Here is a 20,787-nt window from a genome sequence, read left to right as displayed (position 1 = left end):
CGAGCCGAGGGGAAGCGGCGTGGCATGAGCCGCATTGTCCGACTGGCCGACGGCAACGACACGATGGCGGATATTGAGGCCATCTCCGACTGGGCGACCCTGCTTGCGATCATGCTGGCGCAACCCGATGCCGACACGGCGCTGCCGCAGATGCACCGTGTCGCATGGCAGATCATCGACCATGCCCGGGCGATCAAAATCCGCGAGGAAGCGAGGGCAGGCGATGCGCCTGATCCGACTTCTGTCCATTCGCTGCCGGCTCCGGTTTGAGCGATGGCGTCTCACACGTCACCGCTTCGTGATCTGAGACAATCAGGCCCGCCGGTCACAAGCCGGCGGGTTTCCCATCTGTGCATAAAACAAATGATATTGCATACCGGTCGCCATTTGTGTTATTCGCCAATGAAGAGTTTGGCCCCAAGGATTTGACCCTCATGGCGACACCCGGACAGTTGGTGGAATGTGTAGCGTCGGCACTCAACGTGCCTCAGGCAACCGTTGTCCTGTACGACAGGGTTCTCGCGGAGAAGGGCCTGCGTTCGAAGGGCGGGCGAGGGAAGAGTGCAGCCAAGGTGACTGTCGAGGATGCGGCAAACCTGCTCATTGCGATTGCTGGAACTTCGAGTGGCGGAATCGCCACGGCAGCACGCACCGTCGAACTATACTCTGGCCTCAGATACCAAAAGCGATCGTCCTGGAAGGATCTCATATCCGATGAGACCCCAGCTGACCTCGTTGAGGCGGCGAAGACGATACAAGAGACTGACTTCCTGACGGTGCCGGGTATGGAGGGATTGGGGAGCAACCACTCATTCCGTGATGGGCTGGTCGCCCTGATCGAGGCCGTGCGGCAGCAGAAGATCTCTTTCAAAAAACGCGAGGCGAGCGATTGGGCTCGCGCCTACGTTTCACTCGAAGGCCCCAGCTTCATAGACGCAGGAATTTCAGTCGATCTGACGAACTATCCTCGTGCCTACGCGAAGTACGAGCTGCGCGACAACAAGGTCGAGTATTCTGATCTGAACTGGAGGCAGACTTTCTCTCACCGCGCGATCTTGCCGATTGCCCAGCTGCTGGGTTTGGAGGATGCGCAGCCGGCGAAGGCGAAGAACAGGGCTGCCTGATGTCGACGTCCGTTCTGTTGACGCATCCGGAGACCGCGCAGCGCCTTGGCATTACCGAGGAGCAGCTCACCGCGTTCGTCCAGGACGGTGAGATCGCGTACATCAACGTCGGCCGCGGCAAGAAGCGCCCGCGACGGCGATACACCGAACAGGACATTCACGAATTTTTGGAGCGACGACGCCGGAGGGAAGCGTGTCTATCTATCGCGATAAGCGATCACCGTACTACCAGTTCGATTTCCAGATCGACGGTCATCGGTTTCATGGCTCAACGAAGTGCACGGCTCGCAAAGACGCCGAACGGTTCGAAACCCTAGAGCATCAGAAGGCCGCGGCACTTGTGAAGGCGACGAAGCGTTCCCGCGCGTCGCTCGCAATCGATGACGTTGCCGCCCGGCTCTGGAATGACACCGCGCAGTACGATGCCGAGCCGAAGGCTACGGAGACGAACCTAGCGCGCTTGATAGAGTATTTTGGCCCCACAAAGCTGCTCACCGATATCGATCACAAAGCAGCTAAAGAGCTTGTGGCATGGCGCCGTGGGCACCGGGTATCACGGCGCGGCAAGCTGACCAAAGACCAGCGCGAGCTGCTGCCGCTGATCTCCAACGCCACCGTCAACCGCTCTGCGAGCAAGGTGCTTCAGCGCCTGTTCAAGTTCGCCAAGGCAGAGGGTGCGATATTTGAGAACGAACCGAAGTGGGAAGATCTGTTTTTGCCCGAGCCGGAGGAGCGGGTGCGCGAATTGAAGAGCGAAGAGGGGGATGCTCTTGATGAGGCGATGCGCGACGACTACGGCCCGTTCTTCGACTTCGCCCGCGCCAGCGGCATGCGGTTAAAAGAATGCGTGACGCTTCGATGGACCGAGGTGAACTTCGGAACCAGACAGATCGTGCGTACGGGGAAGGGCGGTCGGCGCGTGGTATTCCCGATCACTCCGGCGGTCCGGGACATCCTGTTCCCGCTACAGGGGCAGCACCCGGAAGCCGTGTTCACCTACGTCGCCATCTACGGCAACCGGCGGCTTGGTCGGGTGAGGGGCCTGCGGTACCCGCTGACTTACAACGGCGCCAAGACGGCATGGCAGCGTCTCCGCTCCATCTCCGGCGTCGGCGACTTCAGATTCCACGACTTCCGCCACGACTTCGGGACGAAGCTTCTCCGCGAGAGCGGCAATCTCAAACTGGTGCAGAAGGCGCTGAACCATCGCGACATCAAGAGCACGCTCCGGTACGCGCACGTGCTTGATGAGGACGTGGCCGCCGCCGTCGAACGGCTCGCGGAATCCCGGAAAAAGTCCCGGAGCAAGGTAACAAAGGTAAGCTAACATGTTGAGGATACAAATGATATCGGAACAGACATACATCCTTCCAGATGTCGTTTGCCGCCACGCTGGGCCTGGTGGCGCTGGTGCAGATCGGCATGCCGCGCCTGTTCGCGACCGCAGATAACACCGCGACCGCGCGTGCGGCGCTGTGGGGCGGCCGCGAACTCACGATGCTGTTGCTGGCCTCGCTGGTGGCGGGGCTCGCGACCATGCCTTACGCGGCCTTTCACTTCCATAGGGTTACGCCCTATGGCGTGCTCGCCAATCTCGCGGCGATGCCGGTGGTGTCAGCGGTCGTGATGCCGGCGGGCCTGCTCGGCCTCGTCGCGATGCCGTTCGGTTTCGATCGCCTGTTCTGGGCGATCATGGGTGCCGGCATCGACTGGATGATTTCGGTCACGCAATGGGTCGCGGCGCTGCCCGGCGCGGTCGGCCGGGTGCCGGCGTTCGGCATCGGCCCGCTGATTGCGGCCAGCGCGGGCATCATCCTGCTCGGCCTGTTGCGCACGCCTCTGCGCTGGTCGGGCGCCGTGCTGGTGCTGGTAGCGGCGCTGTGGGCGGCGAGGGTGCCGCTGCCGGATATTCTGATCTCTGCCGACGGCCGCAATGTCGGCGTCCGGGGCGCGGATGGCCGGCTGCATCTGATGCATGCGGTCAAGGGCTCCCGGGATTCTTTCCTGCTGAAGGAGTGGTTGGCGGCGGATGCGGACGCGCGAACGGCTGCTGACGCCTCGCTCACATCGGGCGTCTCATGCGACGATTTTGGCTGCGTGATGCAATCGGCCGGCGGCGCGCTGGTCGCGCAGGCGCACAAGCCCGAGGCGCTGGCGGACGATTGCGAGCGCGCAGCGCTCATCGTGACGCTGCGGCAGGCGCCCGTGGCCTGCGCAGCTTCGGTCATCGATGCCGACCGGTTGCGGCGGCAGGGCGCGATGGCGCTGCGGCGAGGCCGTGAGGGATTTGTCGTCGAGGCGGCGAAGCCTAAAGGGATCGACCGCCCGTGGTCGCCGGCGATTGCCGACGAGGGCGAGACAGACGCCACAGTTCTGGCGCCCCGTGTTGTGCCGCCGCGCACCGTCGACGCCACGCCGGCCGAGGCCGACCTTCAGGCGGAGGAATAGACGGACCTTCAGTGCTCGTCGAGCGAGGGACTGGCCGGGATTTCGAACGCGCCGAGATGGAATTCCTCAGGCGAATCGGGGTCCGAAGGCAGGCTGACCAGCGTGAACGACGCCTCGGGGAATTGCCGCCAGATCGCGATATCGTCGGCCGTGATGGTGAGCCAGCCATACCTGAACATGTACCTTCCGGGCTCGGTGACGCGTCCGGCTCTTTGCCATGTAATCTTATTGACCACCGACTGCCCCTCGGCGCCGAGTTTCTTGAAGAACCATATCACGACGATCCGCCGGCCTGAACCGGCGGATCGCCTACGGGTTGCGTTTATCCGGTCACGATGGATGCGGCCGGCGGCGCTTCCTTCGCCTTCGCGGCACGTTCGCCATCGGTCACCGGCAATTGCAGCACGGTCGCGCGCTGGCCTTCGCAAAGCTGCGTCACCAGCACATGGCTTCCGTCCGGAAATTCGATCGCGTCATGGTGCCGGTCGGAAACTTCGGGTTCGATCTGGTTGAACTTGCCGACCCGCCAGTCGGTGGTTCGCGTCCAGATCCATCGGTTGTCGTATCTGACGTCCTCGGCGAACGCCAGTTCGGTGCCGGGAAGCATGCAGACCGCTACCGCGGGCTCGCGCTCCGACGCAAAGCCGCGGGTCGATGTACCGCGGAACGTCGTGGTGATCAGCGTCTCGCCGACCTGGGCAGGCCGTGTCGCCACAGCATGCAGACTATAGTCACACATCGGATGGCTCCCTCGTTTGAGATAGCTGACCCGTGTCTTGAAGGAGGCACAGGCCTCTATCAGAGTGGACTTGGCGCAGAGCCTTTTCTTGTTTCTGGGCATTTCTGCGACTGGCGCACTGCACCCAAATCACAAACGCGATAACGCAGTTTGGTTCCACGCATGCCACAAAAAACCCCGGCCGAAGGCCGGGGCGGGATTGTCGTCGCAGTCACGTCCGCACCCGGCGTGTCAATATTTGCGGTACAGCCCGATCAGCTTGCCCTGAATCCGGACGCGGTTCGGCGGCAGGATGCGGACTTCGTAGGCGGCGTTGGCAGGCTCCAGCGCGATCGAGGCGCCGCGGCGGCGGAAGCGTTTGAGCGTAGCTTCTTCCTCGTCGATCAGCGCCACCACGATATCGCCGGTGTCGGCGGTCTCGTTACGCTGGATCAGCGCCATGTCGCCGTCGAGAATGCCGGCATCCACCATGGAATCGCCGCGCACTTCGAGCGCGTAGTGCTCGCCGGAGCCGAGCATGTCAGGCGGCACACTGATGGTGTGGCTGCGGGTCTGCAGCGCCTCGATCGGCGTACCGGCGGCGATCCGGCCCATCACGGGGACCGCGACCGGGCGATTGCCATCATCCTCGGCAGCCGGCGCGCTCACCGTGCGCCTGCCGAGCGTGCCTTCGATGACGCTCGGCGTGAAGCCGCGGCGGCCGTTGCCGGCGGCCGCGAGCTCCGGCAGCTTGATGACTTCGATGGCGCGGGCGCGGTTGGGCAGGCGGCGGATGAAGCCGCGCTCCTCAAGCGCCGTAATGAGGCGGTGGATTCCGGATTTCGAACGCAGATCAAGCGCGTCCTTCATCTCGTCGAAGGAGGGCGGTACGCCGGCCTCTTTCAGCCGTTCATTGATGAAACGCAGAAGTTCATACTGTTTGCGCGTAAGCATCGCGAGCATTCCCCCGGTTGGCGTCGTCTTTCGGTCCCGAAGCGCCAGGGTCCATCGCGAGAGTCCCCGAAACTCTCAACCACAGACACTAGCAGTCGAAACAAATCATGAACGGACACTATATGTTCGATATGTGTTCCGCAACCACTTAATTTCAGGTGAACGCATTGCGGCTTCGTCCAAGGTACCCTTCAAGACGCCTCTAAAGGCGCCGTTCAGGGCGTTATTCCGGCAGCCGAAGCAGCACGCAACGCGAACCCTTTGCGGCAGCGGGTGCGAACGGCGGACGTATCACAAGTGCCCGTGCCGCAGCGAGATTCCCCAATAGCGATGAGTCCTGGTGGTTGACCGGCACCGCGATCAGCGTGCCGTCTTCGCGCTCTTCGAGGCGTGCGCGAAGATAGTCTTCGCGCTGGTCGTTGGCGGCAAGGTCGCTGCCCAGCTCGGCGCCTTCGCGCGGATGATGGATGGTGTCGAGACCCGATAATGCGCGAATCAACGGCACCAGAAACAGGAAGCCGCAGACATAGGAGGAGACCGGATTGCCGGGCAGGCCGATCACCCGCATCGCGCCCAGCCTGCCGTGCATCATCGGCTTGCCCGGTCGCATCGCGATGCGCCAGAACGCCATGGCCGTCCCCTCAGCCTCCAGCGACCGCTTGACGAGGTCATGGTCGCCGACCGAGGCGCCGCCCATGGTGATCAGGATGTCTGCTTCAAGCTCGCGCGCACGGCGGATGCCTTGCGCGGTGGCGGCGACCGTGTCGGCGGCGATTCCGAGATCGACGACCTCGGCGCCTTCCGACCGCGCCAGCGCACGGATTCCGTAGCCGTTGGAATAGACGATCTGGCCGGGGCCGGGGGTTGCGCCCGGCATTACCAGCTCGTCGCCGGTGGCGAGGACAGCGACTTTCGGGCGGCGGTGCACCGCAAGCTCCGGATAGTTCATGCCGGCGGCGAGCGACAGATCGCGGTCGGTGAGGCGACGACCGCGCGTGAGCAGCACGTCGCCCTCGCGGAAATCGACGCCGGCGGGCCGGATATGCCGTCCCGGAATGGCGGCTTCCGTGATGGTGATGTGGTCGCCGTCGACGCCAGTGTCTTCCTGGATGATCACAGCGTCGGCGCCATCGGGGATCACGCCGCCGGTAAAGATCCGCACCGCTTCGCCGCTGCCGACCTTCCGCTCGAACGGGCGGCCTGCGGCGACCTCGCCGATCACCTTCAGCCGCGCCGAGAGATCGGCGGCATCCGCCGCGCGCACCGCATAGCCGTCCATCGCCGACATCGCCTGCGGCGGCTGCGTCCGCCGCGCCGCGACGTCGCGCGCGAGGATGCGATGCCAGGCATCGTCGAGCGCGATCATTTCCTCGGGCAACGGTTCGGCGCCGGCAAGGATTGCAGCAAGCGCATCGGCAACAGGCATCAAGGCCACGGGCAGACCTCCTAAACTTCCAGTGCGGTCAGTGCCCTTGCCACGTCATCCATCGATGTCACGTGGATGGCACAAAGGCCGCGCGCCCGCGCACCTTCGATATTGGCGGCCGAGTCGTCGAAGAACAGGATCCGTGACGCCGGCACGCCGATCGCTTTTACCACATGATCATAGGCTTCCGCGTCAGGTTTGCGCAAACCGATGCTCGAGGACAAAAATATCTCGCGGAAATGGCCGAGCACATCAGCATAGGCCTGCGAGAAATGCGCGACGTGGGCCGGATTGGTGTTGGAAAAGGCATAGAGCGGCAGGCGTTGCGCTGCGCCCTGCAGGAGCGGCGCAATTCCGGGCATCTCGCCGGTGAAGATCGCGTTCCAGCCCTCGAGGAACTGCGCGTCGGTGATGCCGATGCCGAGCGACTGACGCAGGCTCGCAAAGAAGGCCGCGTCGTCGATCTGGCCGATCTCGTGGTGCTTGAAACTGTCGTTGACGACAAAGCGGCTGGCGAGCTCGGCAGGCTCGCAGCCCGCGTGCCCGGCCCAGGTCGCCATCACCTTGTCGAAGCTGATATCGAGCACGACACGGCCGAGATCGAAAAGCAATGCGTCGACGGAGGAGGGCGCTGGCGGCAAATTCATGACAATCGTTTACAAAACTGGTCAGGTATGGGCAACGGGTTGGACCGATTTCGGCCCGATCCGGCGCTTAAGCCCGTACGCGAGCTGTGCTAAGGCTTGGGCCTATGTCAGGGAGTAGTCGCATGCAATTCGTTGGGAGAATTCTGGGCGCCGCCGCCGTGATCGCGCTATTGGCTGGATCTGCTGCGGCCCAAAGAGGTCCTGCCAAATATGGCGAGGAGGACAAGCCCAAGACGCCCGCGGAAATCGCGGCCGAGAGGGACGCCGAGAAGGCCTATCGGAGGTCGCTCGGCAACATACCGGAACAACAGAAGAGCGCGGACCCCTGGGGCTCGGTACGCAGCGACAGTGCGCCGCCGAAAGCGGCCGCCAAGGCGCCACAGGCGAAGCCGAAGGCCAAATCCGCCGAGGGCGCCGCAAAGTAAGAAGACACTTCCCGGCGTCATGCCGGGACAATGATGTCCGGATGCGAGGAAACGACAGATGACGGAAACGCTGCTGTTTTCCCCGATGACGATCCGCGGCGTCACGCTGAAGAACCGCATCGTGGTGCCGCCGATGCATCAATATTCGGCGGTGAAGGGCTTTCCGACCGACTGGCACCTGATGAACGCCGGCAAGTTCGCCGCCGGCGGCGCGGGCCTCGTGGTCGTGGAATCGACCAAGGTCGAGCGGCGCGGCTGCGGCACGGTCGGCGATCTCGGCATCTGGGACGACAAGTTCGTCGAGCCGCTGGGCCGCCTCGTCAAATTCATCAGGCAGCAGAATTCAGTCGCCGGCATTCAGCTCGGCCATTCCGGCCGCAAGGCGCGGGCGACCCGGCCGTGGGAGGGTGACCGCCCGCTGCAGCAGACGCCTGACATCGAGGACTGGGACGCTTGGCAGCCGGTGGCCCCGAGCGCGATCGCCCATAGCGAGAAATGGCCGGCACCGCGGGCGCTGGAAACGCGTGAGGTGAAGGATCTGATCGAGGCCTGGGGTCAGGCTGCGCGGCGCGCCCATGAGGCGGGTTTCGAGGTGATCGAGCTGCACGGCGCGCACGGCTATCTCGTGCACGAGTTTCTTTCCGAACGCTCCAACCAGCGCAGCGACGAATATGGCGGCTCCGAAGCCAATCGCATGCGCTTCATCACCGAAATCACCGAAGCCGTGCGCACGCATTGGCCCGATCACAAGCCGCTGTTCGTCCGCCTCTCGGTCGAAGACAATGCCGGATGGGGGCCGGAGCAGAGCGCCCGGCTGGCAAAAATTCTGAAAGCCAAAGGCGTCGACGTCGTCGACTGCTCGTCCGGCGGCATCTCTGAGGCGGCGCCGATCCTGGGCAAGGAAATCAAATTTGGCTACCAGGTGCCGCTGTCGGAATACGTGAAGCGCCATGCCGACATCATGACGATGGCGGTCGGGCTCATCATCCATGGCGACCAGGCCGAGCAGATCTTGCGCGCCGGGCAGGCCGATTTGATCGCGGTGGGGCGAGAAATCCTCAACAATCCCAATTGGCCGATGGATGCCGCGCTGAAACTCGGCGTGGATGGCCCATTCCGCAACGTTCCGCCGCAATTCGGCTACTGGCTGGGCACCCGCGCCAAGCGCGGTTTTGGAACCCGGCCCTCCACCTGGCAAAACGGGCTGCAGGAGGCCGATTAGAGCGTTTTCGAGCGAAGTGGATACCGGTTCGCGTCAAGAAAACGCGTCAAAACAAGAATCCAGAGCCCGGGTTCTGATTTGGTCAGAACCCGGGCTCTGGCGACCTGACAAGGCAGTAATGGTTCGGGTCGGCGTGCCTTGATCCGACCAAAAAGCCAATGTGAGTTGGGTGCGCCGGGACAGGGGCGCCGATTCACAGGGATCGCGGGCGTCCGCAAGGGAAAAGGGACGCCCCACGATGCGCAGGAATTTTGCCTTTCTTCTCGGCACGGTGACGGGCGTGTGTCTGACCGTTGCCGTGATGGGACCGCAGGGGACTAGTCTGGTGGCGGCGGCAAAGGCTGCGGCCCGTTCCGACGCCTACACCCAGCTCAATTTGTTCGGCAACGTGTTCGAGCGGATCAAGACCAGCTACGTCGAGAAGCCCGACGATACCAAGCTGATGGAAGGCGCCATCAACGGCATGATCTCCGCGCTCGATCCTCATTCGCGCTATATGAATGAGAAGGGCTGGAGCGATATGCAGGAGACCACCCATGGCGAGTTCGGTGGACTCGGCATCGAGGTCACGATGGAAGACGGCCTCGTCAAGGTGGTGACGCCGATCGACGACACGCCCGCGGCAAAGGCCGGCATGCTGTCGGGCGACGTGATCACCCAGATCGACGACGAGCAAATTCAGGGCATGACCCTCGAACAGGCGGTGAGCCGGATGAAGGGCCCCGCCAACAGCAAGATCCGGCTGAAGGTCGCGCGCAAGGGTTCGGCTGCGCCGATCGATGTTGCCATCGTGCGCGAGATCATCCGGGTGCGGCCGGTCCGCCACAAGACCGACGGCGGCGATATCGGCTATATCAGGATCACCCGCTTCAACGAGCAGACCACCGACGGCCTGAAAAAGGCCATTGCCAGCATCACCAAGGAGATTCCGGCCGACAAGCTCGCGGGCTATGTCGTCGACCTCCGCAACAATCCCGGCGGATTGCTCGACCAGGCCGTATCGGTGTCGAGCGCCTTCATGTCGCGGGGCGAGGTGGTCTCGACGCGCGGCCGCACCTCGGAGGAAACCCAGCGCTTCACCGCGCGCGGCGGCGACATCACCAAGGGCAAGCCGCTGGTCGTGCTGATCAACGGTGGCTCGGCTTCCGCATCCGAGATCGTGGCCGGCGCGCTGCGCGACCACAAGCGCGCCACCCTGATCGGCACCCGCACCTTCGGCAAGGGCTCGGTGCAGACCATCATTCCGCTCGGATCAGGCAATGGCGCGCTGGCGCTGACCACCGCGCGTTACTTCACGCCATCCGGCCGTTCGATCCAGGCCCAGGGCATCGCGCCTGATGTGGAAGTGCTGCAGGACGTGCCGGACGAACTCAAGGGCCGCGCCGAACTCAAGGGCGAAGCCTCGATGCGCGGCCACCTCGCCGCCGACGGCGCCGAGCAGGCCGGCTCGCAAGCCTGGGTCCCGCCGAACGACAAGGACGACAAGGCGCTGAACGCGGCGTTCAACCTGCTGCGCGGGGTTACGGTGAATGCGAACGCGCCGGCGGCGAAGCGGGCGGTGGCGAATTAAGTCAGCCCAACGCGCCATTGACGTTGCTGAAATTCGAAACTCTCCGCGTCATTGCGAGCGAAGCGGCGCTGAACGCGGCGCTCAATCGGCTGCGCGGCGTGATGGTCAATGCGAACGCGCCGGCTATGACGAAGCGGGCGGTTCCGAATTGGGGGGCTGCCGTCGGGTTGACGGCGGTGCGTGAAATGCGGACAAAGATGCCCGCCACGTCATTGCGAGGAGCGAAAGCGACGAAGCAATCCATTCCTTCTTTGCTCGGCGCCATGGATTGCTTCGCTTCGCTCGCAATGACGGAAGCAAGCGGCAGGCGTAGCCCGGAAGCGCAGCGATATCCGGGTTCTTTGCGCCCAGCGCTCCCGCATATGCGCTCATGCAGGCTACCCGTTGTTTGAAATTCGAAACCCTCCACGTCATTGCGAGCAAAGCGAAGCAATCCATCTCTCCGCCAATGCGTAAAGGAGAAATGGATTGCTTTCGCCTTCGCTCAGTTGGGCTACCTGCTAATCGCCCTTCAGTTCCTTCCTGAACTCGGCAACGCCGGTTGGCGGGCGTGGCGACTCGGAAAACAACACCGCTTTTTTGAAACTCCGTCTCCACCCAATCGTAGCTGGGGCTCCGTGATCTTTCACCAAGCCGGTTCCCGCTCCATGCGCGTTCAAACGGAGTCGTTATGTCGAGAAAATGGACTTTGCCGACCCTGATGCTGTTCCTCTGTTCGAGCGGGGCCCTGCAAGCAAATCCGCTCGATTCACCCGGCGTCGTCTATATCGATGGGCTGCCGTGCAACAGGGCGTGCCAGTCCTACATGACCTGGTCTGACCGGGCATTGTCTGCGCGGCACCGCGAGGAACGCGAGACCAGCGTCGCGGTACCGGCCGAGGCGGAAATAGAAAGAGTTGAGCAAGCGGCCCGCCCACGCGTGGCGAGGCACCCCGCACCGGTTGCCCGCCCGGCGGCGGGCGCCAGCATGGCGGCGTCGAACGCCAAGGCGTTGAACACCAAGGCGTCGAACAGCAAGAAGGCCGCCGCGCCCAATCCCGCCCCTCAAGCAGCCAGGAAGGAAATTCCGGCTGCCACGGCGACAGTGGCTCGCGAAAAACCTGTCGAAAAGGTCGTCGCAGCAGGCGAGGCGCCGGAGCGCAAACTGCAAAGCTCCGACATGCCGGAACCGGCGCAAACATCCTCCATCGCCGCGCCGCAGCCGGCGGAAGCCCCCAAGTCCGAAGTGAAGCCCGAAGCGAAGTCCGCGGTGAAGTCCGAGGTCACCCTGCCGCCGCCAGCCACGCTCGAGATCGCCGCGACGCCCGCCACGTCCGAGATCACAGCGTTGCCTGTCACGGCCGCCGGCGCTCCCGCTTCGGCGCCCCGCACCATTCAGCAGCAGGTCGTGGAAGCGACGGGAATGGCCGATCTCGTCACGGCCATCGGGACGGGAAGGGAAGCGGCCAACAGATCGGACAATCCGGCAGTGGGGCCCGGTGAGGCCAGCGATACCGACAAGACGGCATCCGCATCGCCAGACAACCCGGACAATCTGGTGGCGCTAGTCCTGGCGCGTCCGGAGATCAATTCGTTATCCGACCTGAACAACAAGAGCATTGCGATCGAGGAGAAACAATCCGCCGCGAGCGGAAGCGTCAGCGCCGCGCTGATGGCGGCGGGTGCGGCGGAAGTCCAGTTCAGCGAAGGACAGACCGGCGCGATCGAGCGTCTGATCAGCGGCGAAGTCCCGGCCGCGGTCCTGACATTGGCTTCGCGCGAGGCGGCAGAGGGGTTTCCCGATATCGCGGGGTTCAGGACGTTTCGGGTGCCGCTCGCGCTGAAGGCGCGGCTCTAACCAGCGCGGAGCCCGGATGCGCGACTTGTCCGCCGTAGCTCAGGGAGCGTAGGCGGAAGCGTCATCCGGGCTTTCCCCGTACATCGCGGAGCCTGTCATCACTACGCGAGCGCAATTGCGCTCGTCGTCACCGCGCGAGCGCCATTGCGCCCGTCGTCGGACGCACATTCGCGCGACCCGTTGGATCACGGGCTGCTAGGCTACGCGGCGAATGCGCGGGATCTCGGGCTGCTCGGCGCGGAAGGCAGAGACAACGCCGCCCATGTATTCGTAGCCGGTGAGCGAAGGCCCCCAGGCCGCGCCGTTCCACCATTTGTGGTACAGCGCGCTGTCGGTGCCGGTGACGAAGACGTCGAGCCGGTTCGGTCCCCACGCGGTGACGCGGGGCTTGGACGTGCAGATGCCGCCCATGTACTCGTAGCCGGTGAGCGAGGGCCCCCAGGCCGAGCCGTTCCACCATTTGTGGTACAGCGCGCTGTCGGTGCCGATCACGAACACGTCGAGCCGGTTCGGACCCCAGGCGACCGCCTCGGGCTCTCCCACGCATACGCCGCCCATGCGTTCAAAGCCGGTGAGCGAGGGCCCCCAGGCCGAGCCGTCCCACCATTTGTGGTACAGCGCGCCGTCGGTGCCGGTGACGAAGACGTCGAGCCGGTCCGGACCCCAGGCCACCGCCCGCGGCGCGGACATGCAGATGCCGCCGAGGCGTTCATAGCCGGTGAGCGAGGGACCCCAGGCCGAGCCGTTCCACCATTTGTGGTACAGCGCCCGGTCGGTGCCGATCACGAAGACGTCGAGCCGGTTCGGACCCCAGGACACCACTTCCGGCTGCCCCAGGCAGACGCCGCCCATGCGCTCGTAGCCGGTGAGTGAAGGACCCCAGGCCGAGCCGTTCCACCATTTGTGGTACAGCGCCCGGTCGGTACCGAGCACGAACACGTCGAGCCGGTCCGGCCCCCACGAGATCACGCGCGGATCGCCGACGCAGACGCCGCCCATGTATTCGTAGCCGGTGAGCGAGGGACCCCAGGTCGAGCCGTTCCACCATTTGTGAAACAGCGCGCTGTCGGTGCCGGTGACGAAGACGTCGAGCCGGTTCGGGCCCCAGGCGACCGCCTGTGGCACGCTGGTGCAAACGCCGCCCATCGCCTCGTAACCGGTGAGGGAGGGACCCCAGGCCGCGCCATTCCACCATTTGTGATAGAGCGCGCGGTCGCTGCCCAGCACGAACGCGTCGATCCGGTTCGCACCCCACGACACCACCGGTGACGAACTCGCCCGTGCACCTCCGGCGATACGTATTCCGAGCCTGCCCGCCACCACGGCGACATTCATCTTGAGGATTTCAGCCGCTAGCCCGTAGTGAATCTTGTCGAGCGTGTCGTTCGCGGTGTGGATGTTGTGGTTGGCGGTATCGGCGCCTTCGATGGTCAACAGCGCCGGCAGCGACGCGTTAATGAACGGCACATGGTCGCTCGCGAACGGATTGAGCGAGGTCTGCACGGCCAACGAGGTGTAGTCCTGCGCGGCCGCGACCAGATCGTTCATCAGCGCCTGCGACACGCTCGCACCCTCCAGCAACACGGTCAGTGCCTGGGTATTGAGCGTGCCGATCATGTCCATGTTGATGACGCCGTCGATGCGCGCGCGTTCGGCCTGTGGCAGGGACGCCACGTATTGCTGGCTTCCGTGCAGGCCTTGCTCTTCACCGCCGAAAAGGATGAGACGCAGATCGTGCTCGGCCGGCTGCGCGGTCAGGATGTGCGCGATCTCCAGTACGCCGGCCGTGCCACTGCCGTTGTCGTCGGCCCCCGGCGCCGCCGCCGTAATGCCGCCGGCCGAATTCACCGAATCGAGGTGCGCGGTCACGAGCACGAGCCGGCGGTTGACGCCGATGCCCGGCTTGTCGGCGACGACATTGAAGCTGGTGCCGCTGCCGACGGAGATCGGACGCTTCGATACCGTGTAACCGAGCGCTTCCAGCGCGTCCTTGCAGAAATCGGCAGCCGCGGAAAACTCGGCGGTCAGGGAGTGACGGGTGCGGAACGCGGTCAGTCTCGACAGCGTATCGGCGAGGCGGGACTGGGACACCATGGCGGCGAGCGCGGCGATGCCTTGATCTGGCTGGCGCTCGGCGCGCGCGGGCGCGAGCGTCTCCAGCACGGTTGTGTTCGCGGGCAGCGGGCACAGCCCGAAGCACGCTCCACCGTGCCGAAGCACATGGTCGAGTTCGCGCGCCGTCATATCGACAGCGAGATAACGTCCCTTGTTAACGGCTACGCGCGCGCTCGGGAATTCATTCAGGAAGGCATTGCCGGCCTGCACGACCAAATAGAGGTCGCCCTGCGCGGCCTGCGGCGGTCCGCCGAGACGGCGCAATTCCCTGGGCAATGATCGTGCGCCCGGTTCCCAGAACAGAGTTTCGTTGTCGAACCGGCACCACGTGACGCCGGGGCTGCGAACAGCGGCTTTAGTGACCTGTGGCGCCGCCGCAGTGGAAACGACGATGAATACGGTCATGACACTGACCTCGACAGGTTGATGGGCCTCAGCGCTTGCGTATCTTGAGAACGTCCGCGCTGGCCTCAATGATTTCGATCGCCTGCTCGGGCGCCTCCGCGGTGCCGCCGAGGGTGAAGCGATTCATGCCGCGCGCAGTCCAGCGACCGGGCTTGGCGCGCGGGCGGTCGTCCGGTCCCGGCGCATGCTCGGTCATTTCGCCTGCCTCGCCAAACACGATGGTGTCGCGTCCGGCGCGGGTGGGCGGGAAAGCGAAGGAGTGGGTTGGGCGATAGACCAGGACGCCGCCTGGCTCGTCTTCTTCGAACGAGTGGGTCCAACTGCCGCTGGGCGGTGCAGCGCCCTGATCCATCGTAGTCATGACAGCCTCGCTATAGTGTTTTCGAGCGAAAGCCTGCCCCGGACTTGATCCCGGGTGGATACCGGTTCGCAAGCAATCAAGCTTGCGCAGATTGCGTAGACTTGCCTGCGCAGAAAACTCTGCGCAGACAACGCGTCAAAACAAGAATCCAGAGCGTCGGTTCTGATTCAGTCAGAACCGATAATGCTAGGCCACGCGGCGAATTCGCGGGATCTCGGGCTGCTCGGCGCGGAAGGCAGAGACAACGCCGCCCATGTATTCGTAGCCGGTGAGCGAAGGCCCCCAGGCCGCGCCGTTCCACCATTTGTGGTACAGCGCGCTGTCGGTGCCGGTGACGAAGACGTCGAGCCGGTTCGGTCCCCACGCGGTGACGCGGGGCTTGGACGTGCAGATGCCGCCCATGTACTCGTAGCCGGTGAGCGAGGGCCCCCAGGCCGAGCCGTTCCACCATTTGTGGTACAGCGCGCTGTCGGTGCCGATCACGAACACGTCGAGCCGGTTCGGACCCCAGGCGACCGCCTCGGGCTCTCCCACGCATACGCCGCCCATGCGTTCAAAGCCGGTGAGCGAGGGCCCCCAGGCCGAGCCGTCCCACCATTTGTGGTACAGCGCGCCGTCGGTGCCGGTGACGAAGACGTCGAGCCGGTCCGGACCCCAGGCCACCGCCCGCGGCGCGGACATGCAGATGCCGCCGAGGCGTTCATAGCCGGTGAGCGAGGGACCCCAGGCCGAGCCGTTCCACCATTTGTGGTACAGCGCCCGGTCGGTGCCGATCACGAAGACGTCGAGCCGGTTCGGACCCCAGGACACCACTTCCGGCTGCCCCAGGCAGACGCCGCCCATGCGCTCGTAGCCGGTGAGTGAAGGACCCCAGGCCGAGCCGTTCCACCATTTGTGGTACAGCGCCCGGTCGGTACCGAGCACGAACACGTCGAGCCGGTCCGGCCCCCACGAGATCACGCGCGGATCGCCGACGCAGACGCCGCCCATGTATTCGTAGCCGGTGAGCGAGGGACCCCAGGTCGAGCCGTTCCACCATTTGTGAAACAGCGCGCTGTCGGTGCCGGTGACGAAGACGTCGAGCCGGTTCGGGCCCCAGGCGACCGCCTGTGGCACGCTGGTGCAAACGCCGCCCATCGCCTCGTAACCGGTGAGGGAGGGACCCCAGGCCGCGCCATTCCACCATTTGTGATAGAGCGCGCGGTCGCTGCCCAGCACGAACGCGTCGATCCGGTTCGCACCCCACGACACCACCGGTGACGAACTCGCCCGCGCACCTCCGGCGTCCGTGCCGATGGAGCTGCGCGCACCATCGAGGCAGGCCTGCATGCGGGCGACTTGCCCCGCGGTGAACATGAACATCGCGGGATCATCGACATAGTCCATGTAGTTCATGAACATGTCGCCGTTGGGTCCGTTGTTGCAGGAGACGCGCGGGAACGTCGGCGTTCCGGTGTTACCTCCCGCCTGATTGGGCGTGTCCGCCACGTTGTCCGTGCCCGAACAGCCGGTGCCGTCATCGCCCCAGATGTGGTTGAGGTTCAACCAATGGCCGATTTCGTGGGTCGCGGTACGGCCGAGATGGAACGGCTGGGCGGCGGTGCCGACGGTGCCGAATGCGGAGTGAAGAATGACCACGCCGTCTGTCGCAGGTGCTCCGCCGGGGAATTGCGCGTAGCCGAGCAACCCGCCTGCGAGTTGGCCGACCCACATGTTGAGATAGCGGTCCGCGGGCCATGCGTTGGTGCCGCCGGTCGCGTGAGACTTGATCGCATCGTTGGAACCGAACGATGCAACGGTTGTTTGCCGACGGGTGATCCCGTTGGTGGGAGCGCCGTTCGGATCGACATTGGCAAGGAAGAACTCGACTCTGGAGTCCGCCGTCAACGGCAGGAACACAGCCGGTGTGTTGTTGACGTCCGGATTGGTGCGACGGAAGTCGCGATTGAGTACATCGATCTGGCTGGTGATCTGCGCGTCGGAGATATTTTGCGCCGCCGTGTTCCACACCACGTGCACGACCACCGGGATACGGGTGACCCCCGGCCGCGCCGCGACCGCGCCCTCATATACGAGTCGGGCATGGTTTTCGATTTCGTCCCTGGCCCGTGCGTAGGATGGGTCTTGTGACAACAGCCGGCGGTGCACCTCCATGGTCGCGCAGCTACGCGAACGCGGCGTCTCGCCTTCTCCATTTCCGCCACCCCCACCATGGCCGCCACCGCCACCGCCAATGCCTCCGCCGCCGCCGCCCATCGTGCCTCCGGGCATGCCGTCGTCCGCGTCCTCGTCACGAGCGTCCATTCCTCCCCCGGGCATGCCTCCGTATTGGTCGTCATCGTTCGCGTGCATGCCAGTCGCCGGTATGCTGTTGCTGCTATCCTCGCTGCCGGGCATCAGGTGGAGCGTATCGGTTTCTCCGGCCATCGCATTGGACGCTGCCGGCATACATCCGCAGTCTTCGCTTCCGCTGGGGCTCGTGCGACGTGATGGCTTTTTGGATTTATGGATCGACATTGCAGACCTCCTGTGAATGTGACCGATATTGTGAACAAGCGCGGTCGTTGGACGGCCGCACGGCCATCCAGCTTCTTCTTCAGGGCCTAGTCATCGAAACTTATTTCGGTGTCCCGCAGAGCGGGAACGATAGACGCAGGTAATAATAGAGGACGCAGATAATATTAGGTTGAGTTTGCACAGGGCTTATATCTGAAGTCGCATCCGGAAATAGATGAAGCAGTTCACACTCCGTGGTGATTTTCATCTTGGCGAGTTGACCGCGCTTTTCGACATTCCGTCCTTCACGTTGGACGGGATTGGTCCGTGCGCCTGGATAAGGCAATCGCTTGATGGAGTTTTCTTGCTTTAGCGATGGCGTCCATGTTGCATGGTGCCCGGCAGTTTTCGCGCGGGCAGGCTACGCCCGCGTACCGCAGACGCAACCAAAAGTTTTTATGTGGCGCAATTCCACCGCATCAACAATTTGTGTTGGCCGTATCAATGGTCATCGCGCGGCTCGACCCGGTATCCAGAGCAGCAGTGATTGAATCGATGGGCCGCGGCATACTGGATGCCTCTCCTTCGGGGCATGACGGTTTGTGCCGCGCGAGGGATTGCTCTCGCGGAGCCTGTCATCACCGCGCGAGCGCAATTGCGCTCGTCGTCGGGCGCGCGACCCGTTGACTCGCAACGATGGAAACGAACAGCGGCGCATATCGCTGCGCTCATCCGGCTACTTGCTTCAAGTTATCGTGAGAGCCCCAGAGACGCGCCGTGCGTATGATGGATAAAGTTGGTTAGCGCAGCGACGGCAAGGCAACGAATTGCATGTATGAGGTTGTCAAATGTCTGCACCCTGCAAGTTCGAGCTGAGTATCCTGGATCACGAAGAGAAAGCGCTCATACAGACCTCTCATCACCCCGAAATTGGTGACGCGGATCGCGCGACACTTGAAAGCCTGAAATCATCACTCAGAAAACTCCGGGACAAGGAGCGCACGCTCGCCTTCCACCGGCGTCGGATCAGCAAAGGCACTGCCGAGCCGCGCGGCCAAAGCGTTTCGGGGACTGCCGAACATTCTCTCCATCGCAAGCAGGTTTTCGCGGCTGCCATGAAGCGGGTCAACAAGGAGCTCGTACGCCTCCAAAAATTTGAGGCGAGGAAGGAACTGGGAGAAGCGGCTCGGCGAGCGCTTTCCCTTCGTAGAGCACGGCAATTCTCCCGCCCGACAAATCAGCCAACTTCCCATGAAGGCATGAAGGCGATTCCTAATCGCCGACGAAGTATCAAACTCCCGCCGTCAACAGTTGGGCGGGTGTCACAGGCGAACAAGAGAGCACAGGCCGCAAGAGATTCCCGCCGCTAATGGATCTTATCCAGGCAAGTGAATTTCGCCGCCCGCCGACCAGCGCGCCGGCGGGCTAGTTTGATGCGATTGTCCTCCTAACCGTCATCTTTCGCTGACGTGTTGGGGTCTGCTTTTCTTCCGGCTCTCCGAGCAGACCAACGCGCTCGAAACCGCTTCAAGGCGCGAAGCGTCACAGGGGCGACCGCTTGAAGCGCCAGGGAAGCACCTCCGGCTACCAGCCCCTTGACAAGATCAAATGCCAAATCGGGCCAAAAGTACCACATGACCCCTGTCCTTCTTCACAGGGGCACCGCCGGGCAGCAGTGGGGAGAAAAAAATAGAAAAGCCCCGTCCGTCGCCGGCGGGGCCCAGAAAATCCCTGTACGCGGTATTCAGCGCACGCGAAACCTTTGGTTCACCCGCTCAAGGTGGACTGAAGAATGAGAGAGGCGCACATCACAGTGGCCGTGCGATTGAAACCGCGCATGACGATTCTCCTAAAACGAAAATATGCGGCCCATAGCCGAGTTGCGTGCTTGATGGCGCAACCGCTTTCGAGACCGCCTGACGCGCCCCCTGGCCAAGCCGACCGAGCGCGACCAATCAATTGACACAACCAGACTGAACGACTCCTGTCTGTGTGCCATTTCACAATTGAATTACGAATTACGGTGACAGGGTTCACCGTAATAAATAATAAGCGGCCTAATAAGTATCCCGAGAAGTAGGAGATCGAGGTTGGCTTCCATTTCTCAAGTTGAGATTGATCGCCTAATAATCTCTTTCGCCAAAGTAGATTGGAGGAAAACTGCCTTCATGATAGCAAAGGTTCTTCATGACTGTGATGCAAAGGACATCCACTTAACAGGCGAAGAAATTTTCGATCGAATTTTATCTCTGTGCAACGCAGGAAAGCTCTAATCGCAAGGCGTGCTACAAAATTGGCGAGGTAGTGAGGTTCGTCTGCCGATCTGGAAAGCCGTTGACTGATCGCATAAGACATTACGGTGACAGTGCATTCAATTCTCGTGGGTTCGATGCGGGCACCAGCGTCGTTGAAACGCGGACAGGGTCTGACTAGTGGACGGTCGGAGGCTATTTGTCGTGCGCGATTGTGCTATTTTCTGCAGCAACTTCAAGCTGATTTGCCCCGTCCAGCCCCGCACGCAAAAATAATTCGCTTCGCGGTTCACCCAAATCACCCTTACAACTCCGGCCATCCCGTTCCGAGAAGAGGGGCGTTGGCCATCGTCACGAACGTTGGGACGGGTTGCGGTGGACGCGGCAGCGTCAGGCGCGAGAGGTGTTCGCAGGGCGGTCTTCCGTGAGCGAACATCGCGCGCAGACGAACGGCGCTTAAACGCCGCCGCCAGATCTTCGGTTGGCCTGCACTTGGCTGGTTGAAGTTTTTGGCGGAGGAAGCTGCGTACGGCAAAACCGTGTGGTCCTGGCGCCCGTTGCTGGTGTCAAGCCGGCGGAGGTTTGCAAAGCTCAACCGGGCGATGCGAACCGTCAATTCGCTGGCGACGGAGGCAAGACGAATTCGTCTCCGGGGAGAGCGCGGCATAAGCCGTAAGACCACTGTGCAGGGAATGCCGGGCTGCTCCGGCTGTACCTGTATGCTCGTGTGCGCGCTTCTTAAGTGCATCTTGCACACGAGACCGCGGGTGCTAGCCGGCACCCGGCA

At 63.3% G+C, this 20,787-nt stretch carries 18 protein-coding genes and 1 pseudogene; 10 read left to right on the top strand and 9 right to left on the bottom strand.

The genetic code is table 11. The annotated features are described in order from the left end of the window. Positions 1-24: 24 nt before the first annotated feature. The 5 genes and pseudogenes from KIP88_RS41140 to KIP88_RS41125 all read left to right on the top strand — a co-directional run. The gene (locus KIP88_RS41140) at positions 25-270 is read left to right on the top strand and encodes a hypothetical protein (RefSeq protein WP_214493815.1); all 246 of its coding nucleotides are present in this window, start codon (positions 25-27) and stop codon (positions 268-270) included. Between the two features lie 80 nt (positions 271-350). After that, a complete protein-coding gene (locus tag KIP88_RS41135) occupies positions 351-1,124 on the top strand; it encodes a hypothetical protein (RefSeq protein WP_214493814.1) in 774 nt (257 codons plus the stop codon). Then, entirely contained in the window at positions 1,124-1,441 is a 318-nt protein-coding gene (locus KIP88_RS48745; RefSeq protein WP_374226581.1) for a helix-turn-helix domain-containing protein, read from the top strand. The genes KIP88_RS41135 and KIP88_RS48745 overlap by 1 nt, the downstream gene beginning before the upstream one ends. Beyond that, on the top strand, positions 1,324-2,451 hold the full coding sequence (locus KIP88_RS48330; protein WP_374226582.1) for a tyrosine-type recombinase/integrase: 1,128 nt from the start codon (positions 1,324-1,326) through the stop codon (positions 2,449-2,451). The genes KIP88_RS48745 and KIP88_RS48330 overlap by 118 nt, the downstream gene beginning before the upstream one ends. A 32-nt stretch (positions 2,452-2,483) precedes the next feature. Continuing rightward, positions 2,484-3,572 (top strand): annotated as a pseudogene (locus KIP88_RS41125) (ComEC/Rec2 family competence protein); the annotation flags it as partial. Positions 3,573-3,580: 8 nt separating this feature from the next. Here the strand turns inward: KIP88_RS41125 and KIP88_RS41120 are convergent. The 5 genes from KIP88_RS41120 to KIP88_RS41100 all read right to left on the bottom strand — a co-directional run bounded on the left by KIP88_RS41120 (position 3,581) and on the right by KIP88_RS41100 (position 7,317). After that, complete coding sequence (locus tag KIP88_RS41120; protein WP_374226580.1) at positions 3,581-3,850, bottom strand: hypothetical protein; 270 nt, start codon at positions 3,848-3,850, stop codon at positions 3,581-3,583. 44 nt (positions 3,851-3,894) lie between these two features. Continuing rightward, the gene (locus KIP88_RS41115) at positions 3,895-4,311 is read right to left on the bottom strand and encodes a hypothetical protein (RefSeq protein ID WP_214493811.1); all 417 of its coding nucleotides are present in this window, start codon (positions 4,309-4,311) and stop codon (positions 3,895-3,897) included. Positions 4,312-4,542: 231 nt separating this feature from the next. After that, positions 4,543-5,244 (bottom strand): transcriptional repressor LexA, encoded by a 702-nt coding sequence (gene lexA / locus KIP88_RS41110; RefSeq protein ID WP_214493810.1) that lies wholly within the window; start codon positions 5,242-5,244, stop codon positions 4,543-4,545. Positions 5,245-5,467: 223 nt separating this feature from the next. Further along, positions 5,468-6,679 carry a gephyrin-like molybdotransferase Glp gene (gene glp / locus KIP88_RS41105; RefSeq protein ID WP_214493809.1) on the bottom strand — a complete coding sequence of 404 codons (1,212 nt, stop codon included), beginning with the start codon at positions 6,677-6,679 and terminating at the stop codon, positions 5,468-5,470. Positions 6,680-6,690: 11 nt separating this feature from the next. Further along, positions 6,691-7,317, bottom strand: a complete 627-nt coding sequence (locus tag KIP88_RS41100; protein WP_214493808.1) for an HAD-IA family hydrolase — start codon at positions 7,315-7,317, stop codon at positions 6,691-6,693. Positions 7,318-7,439: 122 nt separating this feature from the next. On the opposite strand from KIP88_RS41100, the gene KIP88_RS41095 reads away from it, so the two are divergent. The 3 genes from KIP88_RS41095 to KIP88_RS41085 all read left to right on the top strand — a co-directional run bounded on the left by KIP88_RS41095 (position 7,440) and on the right by KIP88_RS41085 (position 10,534). Next, on the top strand, positions 7,440-7,742 hold the full coding sequence (locus tag KIP88_RS41095) for a hypothetical protein (RefSeq protein ID WP_214493807.1): 303 nt from the start codon (positions 7,440-7,442) through the stop codon (positions 7,740-7,742). Between the two features lie 58 nt (positions 7,743-7,800). Further along, positions 7,801-8,964: an NADH:flavin oxidoreductase/NADH oxidase gene (locus tag KIP88_RS41090; protein WP_214493806.1), complete on the top strand. Its 1,164-nt coding sequence runs from the start codon at positions 7,801-7,803 to the stop codon at positions 8,962-8,964. A gap of 238 nt (positions 8,965-9,202) precedes the next feature. Continuing rightward, entirely contained in the window at positions 9,203-10,534 is a 1,332-nt protein-coding gene (locus tag KIP88_RS41085) for a S41 family peptidase (protein ID WP_214493805.1), read from the top strand. 1 nt (position 10,535) lies between these two features. On the opposite strand, the gene KIP88_RS41080 is transcribed toward KIP88_RS41085, so the two are convergent. Beyond that, positions 10,536-10,943 carry a hypothetical protein gene (locus KIP88_RS41080; RefSeq protein WP_214493804.1) on the bottom strand — a complete coding sequence of 136 codons (408 nt, stop codon included), beginning with the start codon at positions 10,941-10,943 and terminating at the stop codon, positions 10,536-10,538. Between the two features lie 261 nt (positions 10,944-11,204). On the opposite strand from KIP88_RS41080, the gene KIP88_RS47205 reads away from it, so the two are divergent. Beyond that, positions 11,205-12,371 (top strand): hypothetical protein, encoded by a 1,167-nt coding sequence (locus tag KIP88_RS47205; RefSeq protein ID WP_249791407.1) that lies wholly within the window; start codon positions 11,205-11,207, stop codon positions 12,369-12,371. 195 nt (positions 12,372-12,566) lie between these two features. On the opposite strand, the gene KIP88_RS41070 is transcribed toward KIP88_RS47205, so the two are convergent. The 3 genes from KIP88_RS41070 to KIP88_RS41060 all read right to left on the bottom strand — a co-directional run bounded on the left by KIP88_RS41070 (position 12,567) and on the right by KIP88_RS41060 (position 17,556). Further along, a complete protein-coding gene (locus KIP88_RS41070) occupies positions 12,567-14,891 on the bottom strand; it encodes a M20/M25/M40 family metallo-hydrolase (RefSeq protein WP_214493803.1) in 2,325 nt (774 codons plus the stop codon). A 28-nt stretch (positions 14,892-14,919) separates the two neighbouring features. Then, a complete protein-coding gene (locus tag KIP88_RS41065; protein WP_214493802.1) occupies positions 14,920-15,252 on the bottom strand; it encodes a hypothetical protein in 333 nt (110 codons plus the stop codon). Between the two features lie 186 nt (positions 15,253-15,438). After that, positions 15,439-17,556 (bottom strand): M43 family zinc metalloprotease, encoded by a 2,118-nt coding sequence (locus tag KIP88_RS41060; RefSeq protein WP_214493801.1) that lies wholly within the window; start codon positions 17,554-17,556, stop codon positions 15,439-15,441. Between the two features lie 1,040 nt (positions 17,557-18,596). Between KIP88_RS41060 and KIP88_RS41055 the strand changes: the two genes are divergently transcribed. Next, on the top strand, positions 18,597-19,118 hold the full coding sequence (locus KIP88_RS41055) for a hypothetical protein (protein WP_214493800.1): 522 nt from the start codon (positions 18,597-18,599) through the stop codon (positions 19,116-19,118). Positions 19,119-20,787 lie beyond the last annotated feature (1,669 nt).

The organism is Bradyrhizobium sp. SRL28 (genome assembly GCF_018596315.1).
Classification (GTDB): domain Bacteria; phylum Pseudomonadota; class Alphaproteobacteria; order Rhizobiales; family Xanthobacteraceae; genus Bradyrhizobium.
Note: the sequence above shows the minus strand (reverse complement) of the source record. Positions and strands in the feature narration are given on the sequence as shown.

What these genes read in the sequence shown, in the direction of transcription:
- KIP88_RS41115 (WP_214493811.1), bottom strand. Translation starts at nt 4,311, where the DNA reads ATGTGTGACTATAGTCTGCATGCTGTGGCGACACGGCCTGCCCAGGTC.
- KIP88_RS41100 (WP_214493808.1), bottom strand. Translation starts at nt 7,317, where the DNA reads ATGAATTTGCCGCCAGCGCCCTCCTCCGTCGACGCATTGCTTTTCGAT.
- KIP88_RS47205 (WP_249791407.1), top strand. Translation starts at nt 11,205, where the DNA reads ATGTCGAGAAAATGGACTTTGCCGACCCTGATGCTGTTCCTCTGTTCG.
- KIP88_RS41140 (WP_214493815.1), top strand. Translation starts at nt 25, where the DNA reads ATGAGCCGCATTGTCCGACTGGCCGACGGCAACGACACGATGGCGGAT.
- KIP88_RS41095 (WP_214493807.1), top strand. Translation starts at nt 7,440, where the DNA reads ATGCAATTCGTTGGGAGAATTCTGGGCGCCGCCGCCGTGATCGCGCTA.
- KIP88_RS41055 (WP_214493800.1), top strand. Translation starts at nt 18,597, where the DNA reads ATGTCTGCACCCTGCAAGTTCGAGCTGAGTATCCTGGATCACGAAGAG.
- KIP88_RS41085 (WP_214493805.1), top strand. Translation starts at nt 9,203, where the DNA reads ATGCGCAGGAATTTTGCCTTTCTTCTCGGCACGGTGACGGGCGTGTGT.
- lexA (WP_214493810.1), bottom strand. Translation starts at nt 5,244, where the DNA reads ATGCTTACGCGCAAACAGTATGAACTTCTGCGTTTCATCAATGAACGG.
- KIP88_RS41070 (WP_214493803.1), bottom strand. Translation starts at nt 14,891, where the DNA reads ATGACCGTATTCATCGTCGTTTCCACTGCGGCGGCGCCACAGGTCACT.
- KIP88_RS41090 (WP_214493806.1), top strand. Translation starts at nt 7,801, where the DNA reads ATGACGGAAACGCTGCTGTTTTCCCCGATGACGATCCGCGGCGTCACG.
- KIP88_RS48745 (WP_374226581.1), top strand. Translation starts at nt 1,124, where the DNA reads ATGTCGACGTCCGTTCTGTTGACGCATCCGGAGACCGCGCAGCGCCTT.
- KIP88_RS41065 (WP_214493802.1), bottom strand. Translation starts at nt 15,252, where the DNA reads ATGACTACGATGGATCAGGGCGCTGCACCGCCCAGCGGCAGTTGGACC.
- KIP88_RS41060 (WP_214493801.1), bottom strand. Translation starts at nt 17,556, where the DNA reads ATGGACGCTCGTGACGAGGACGCGGACGACGGCATGCCCGGAGGCACG.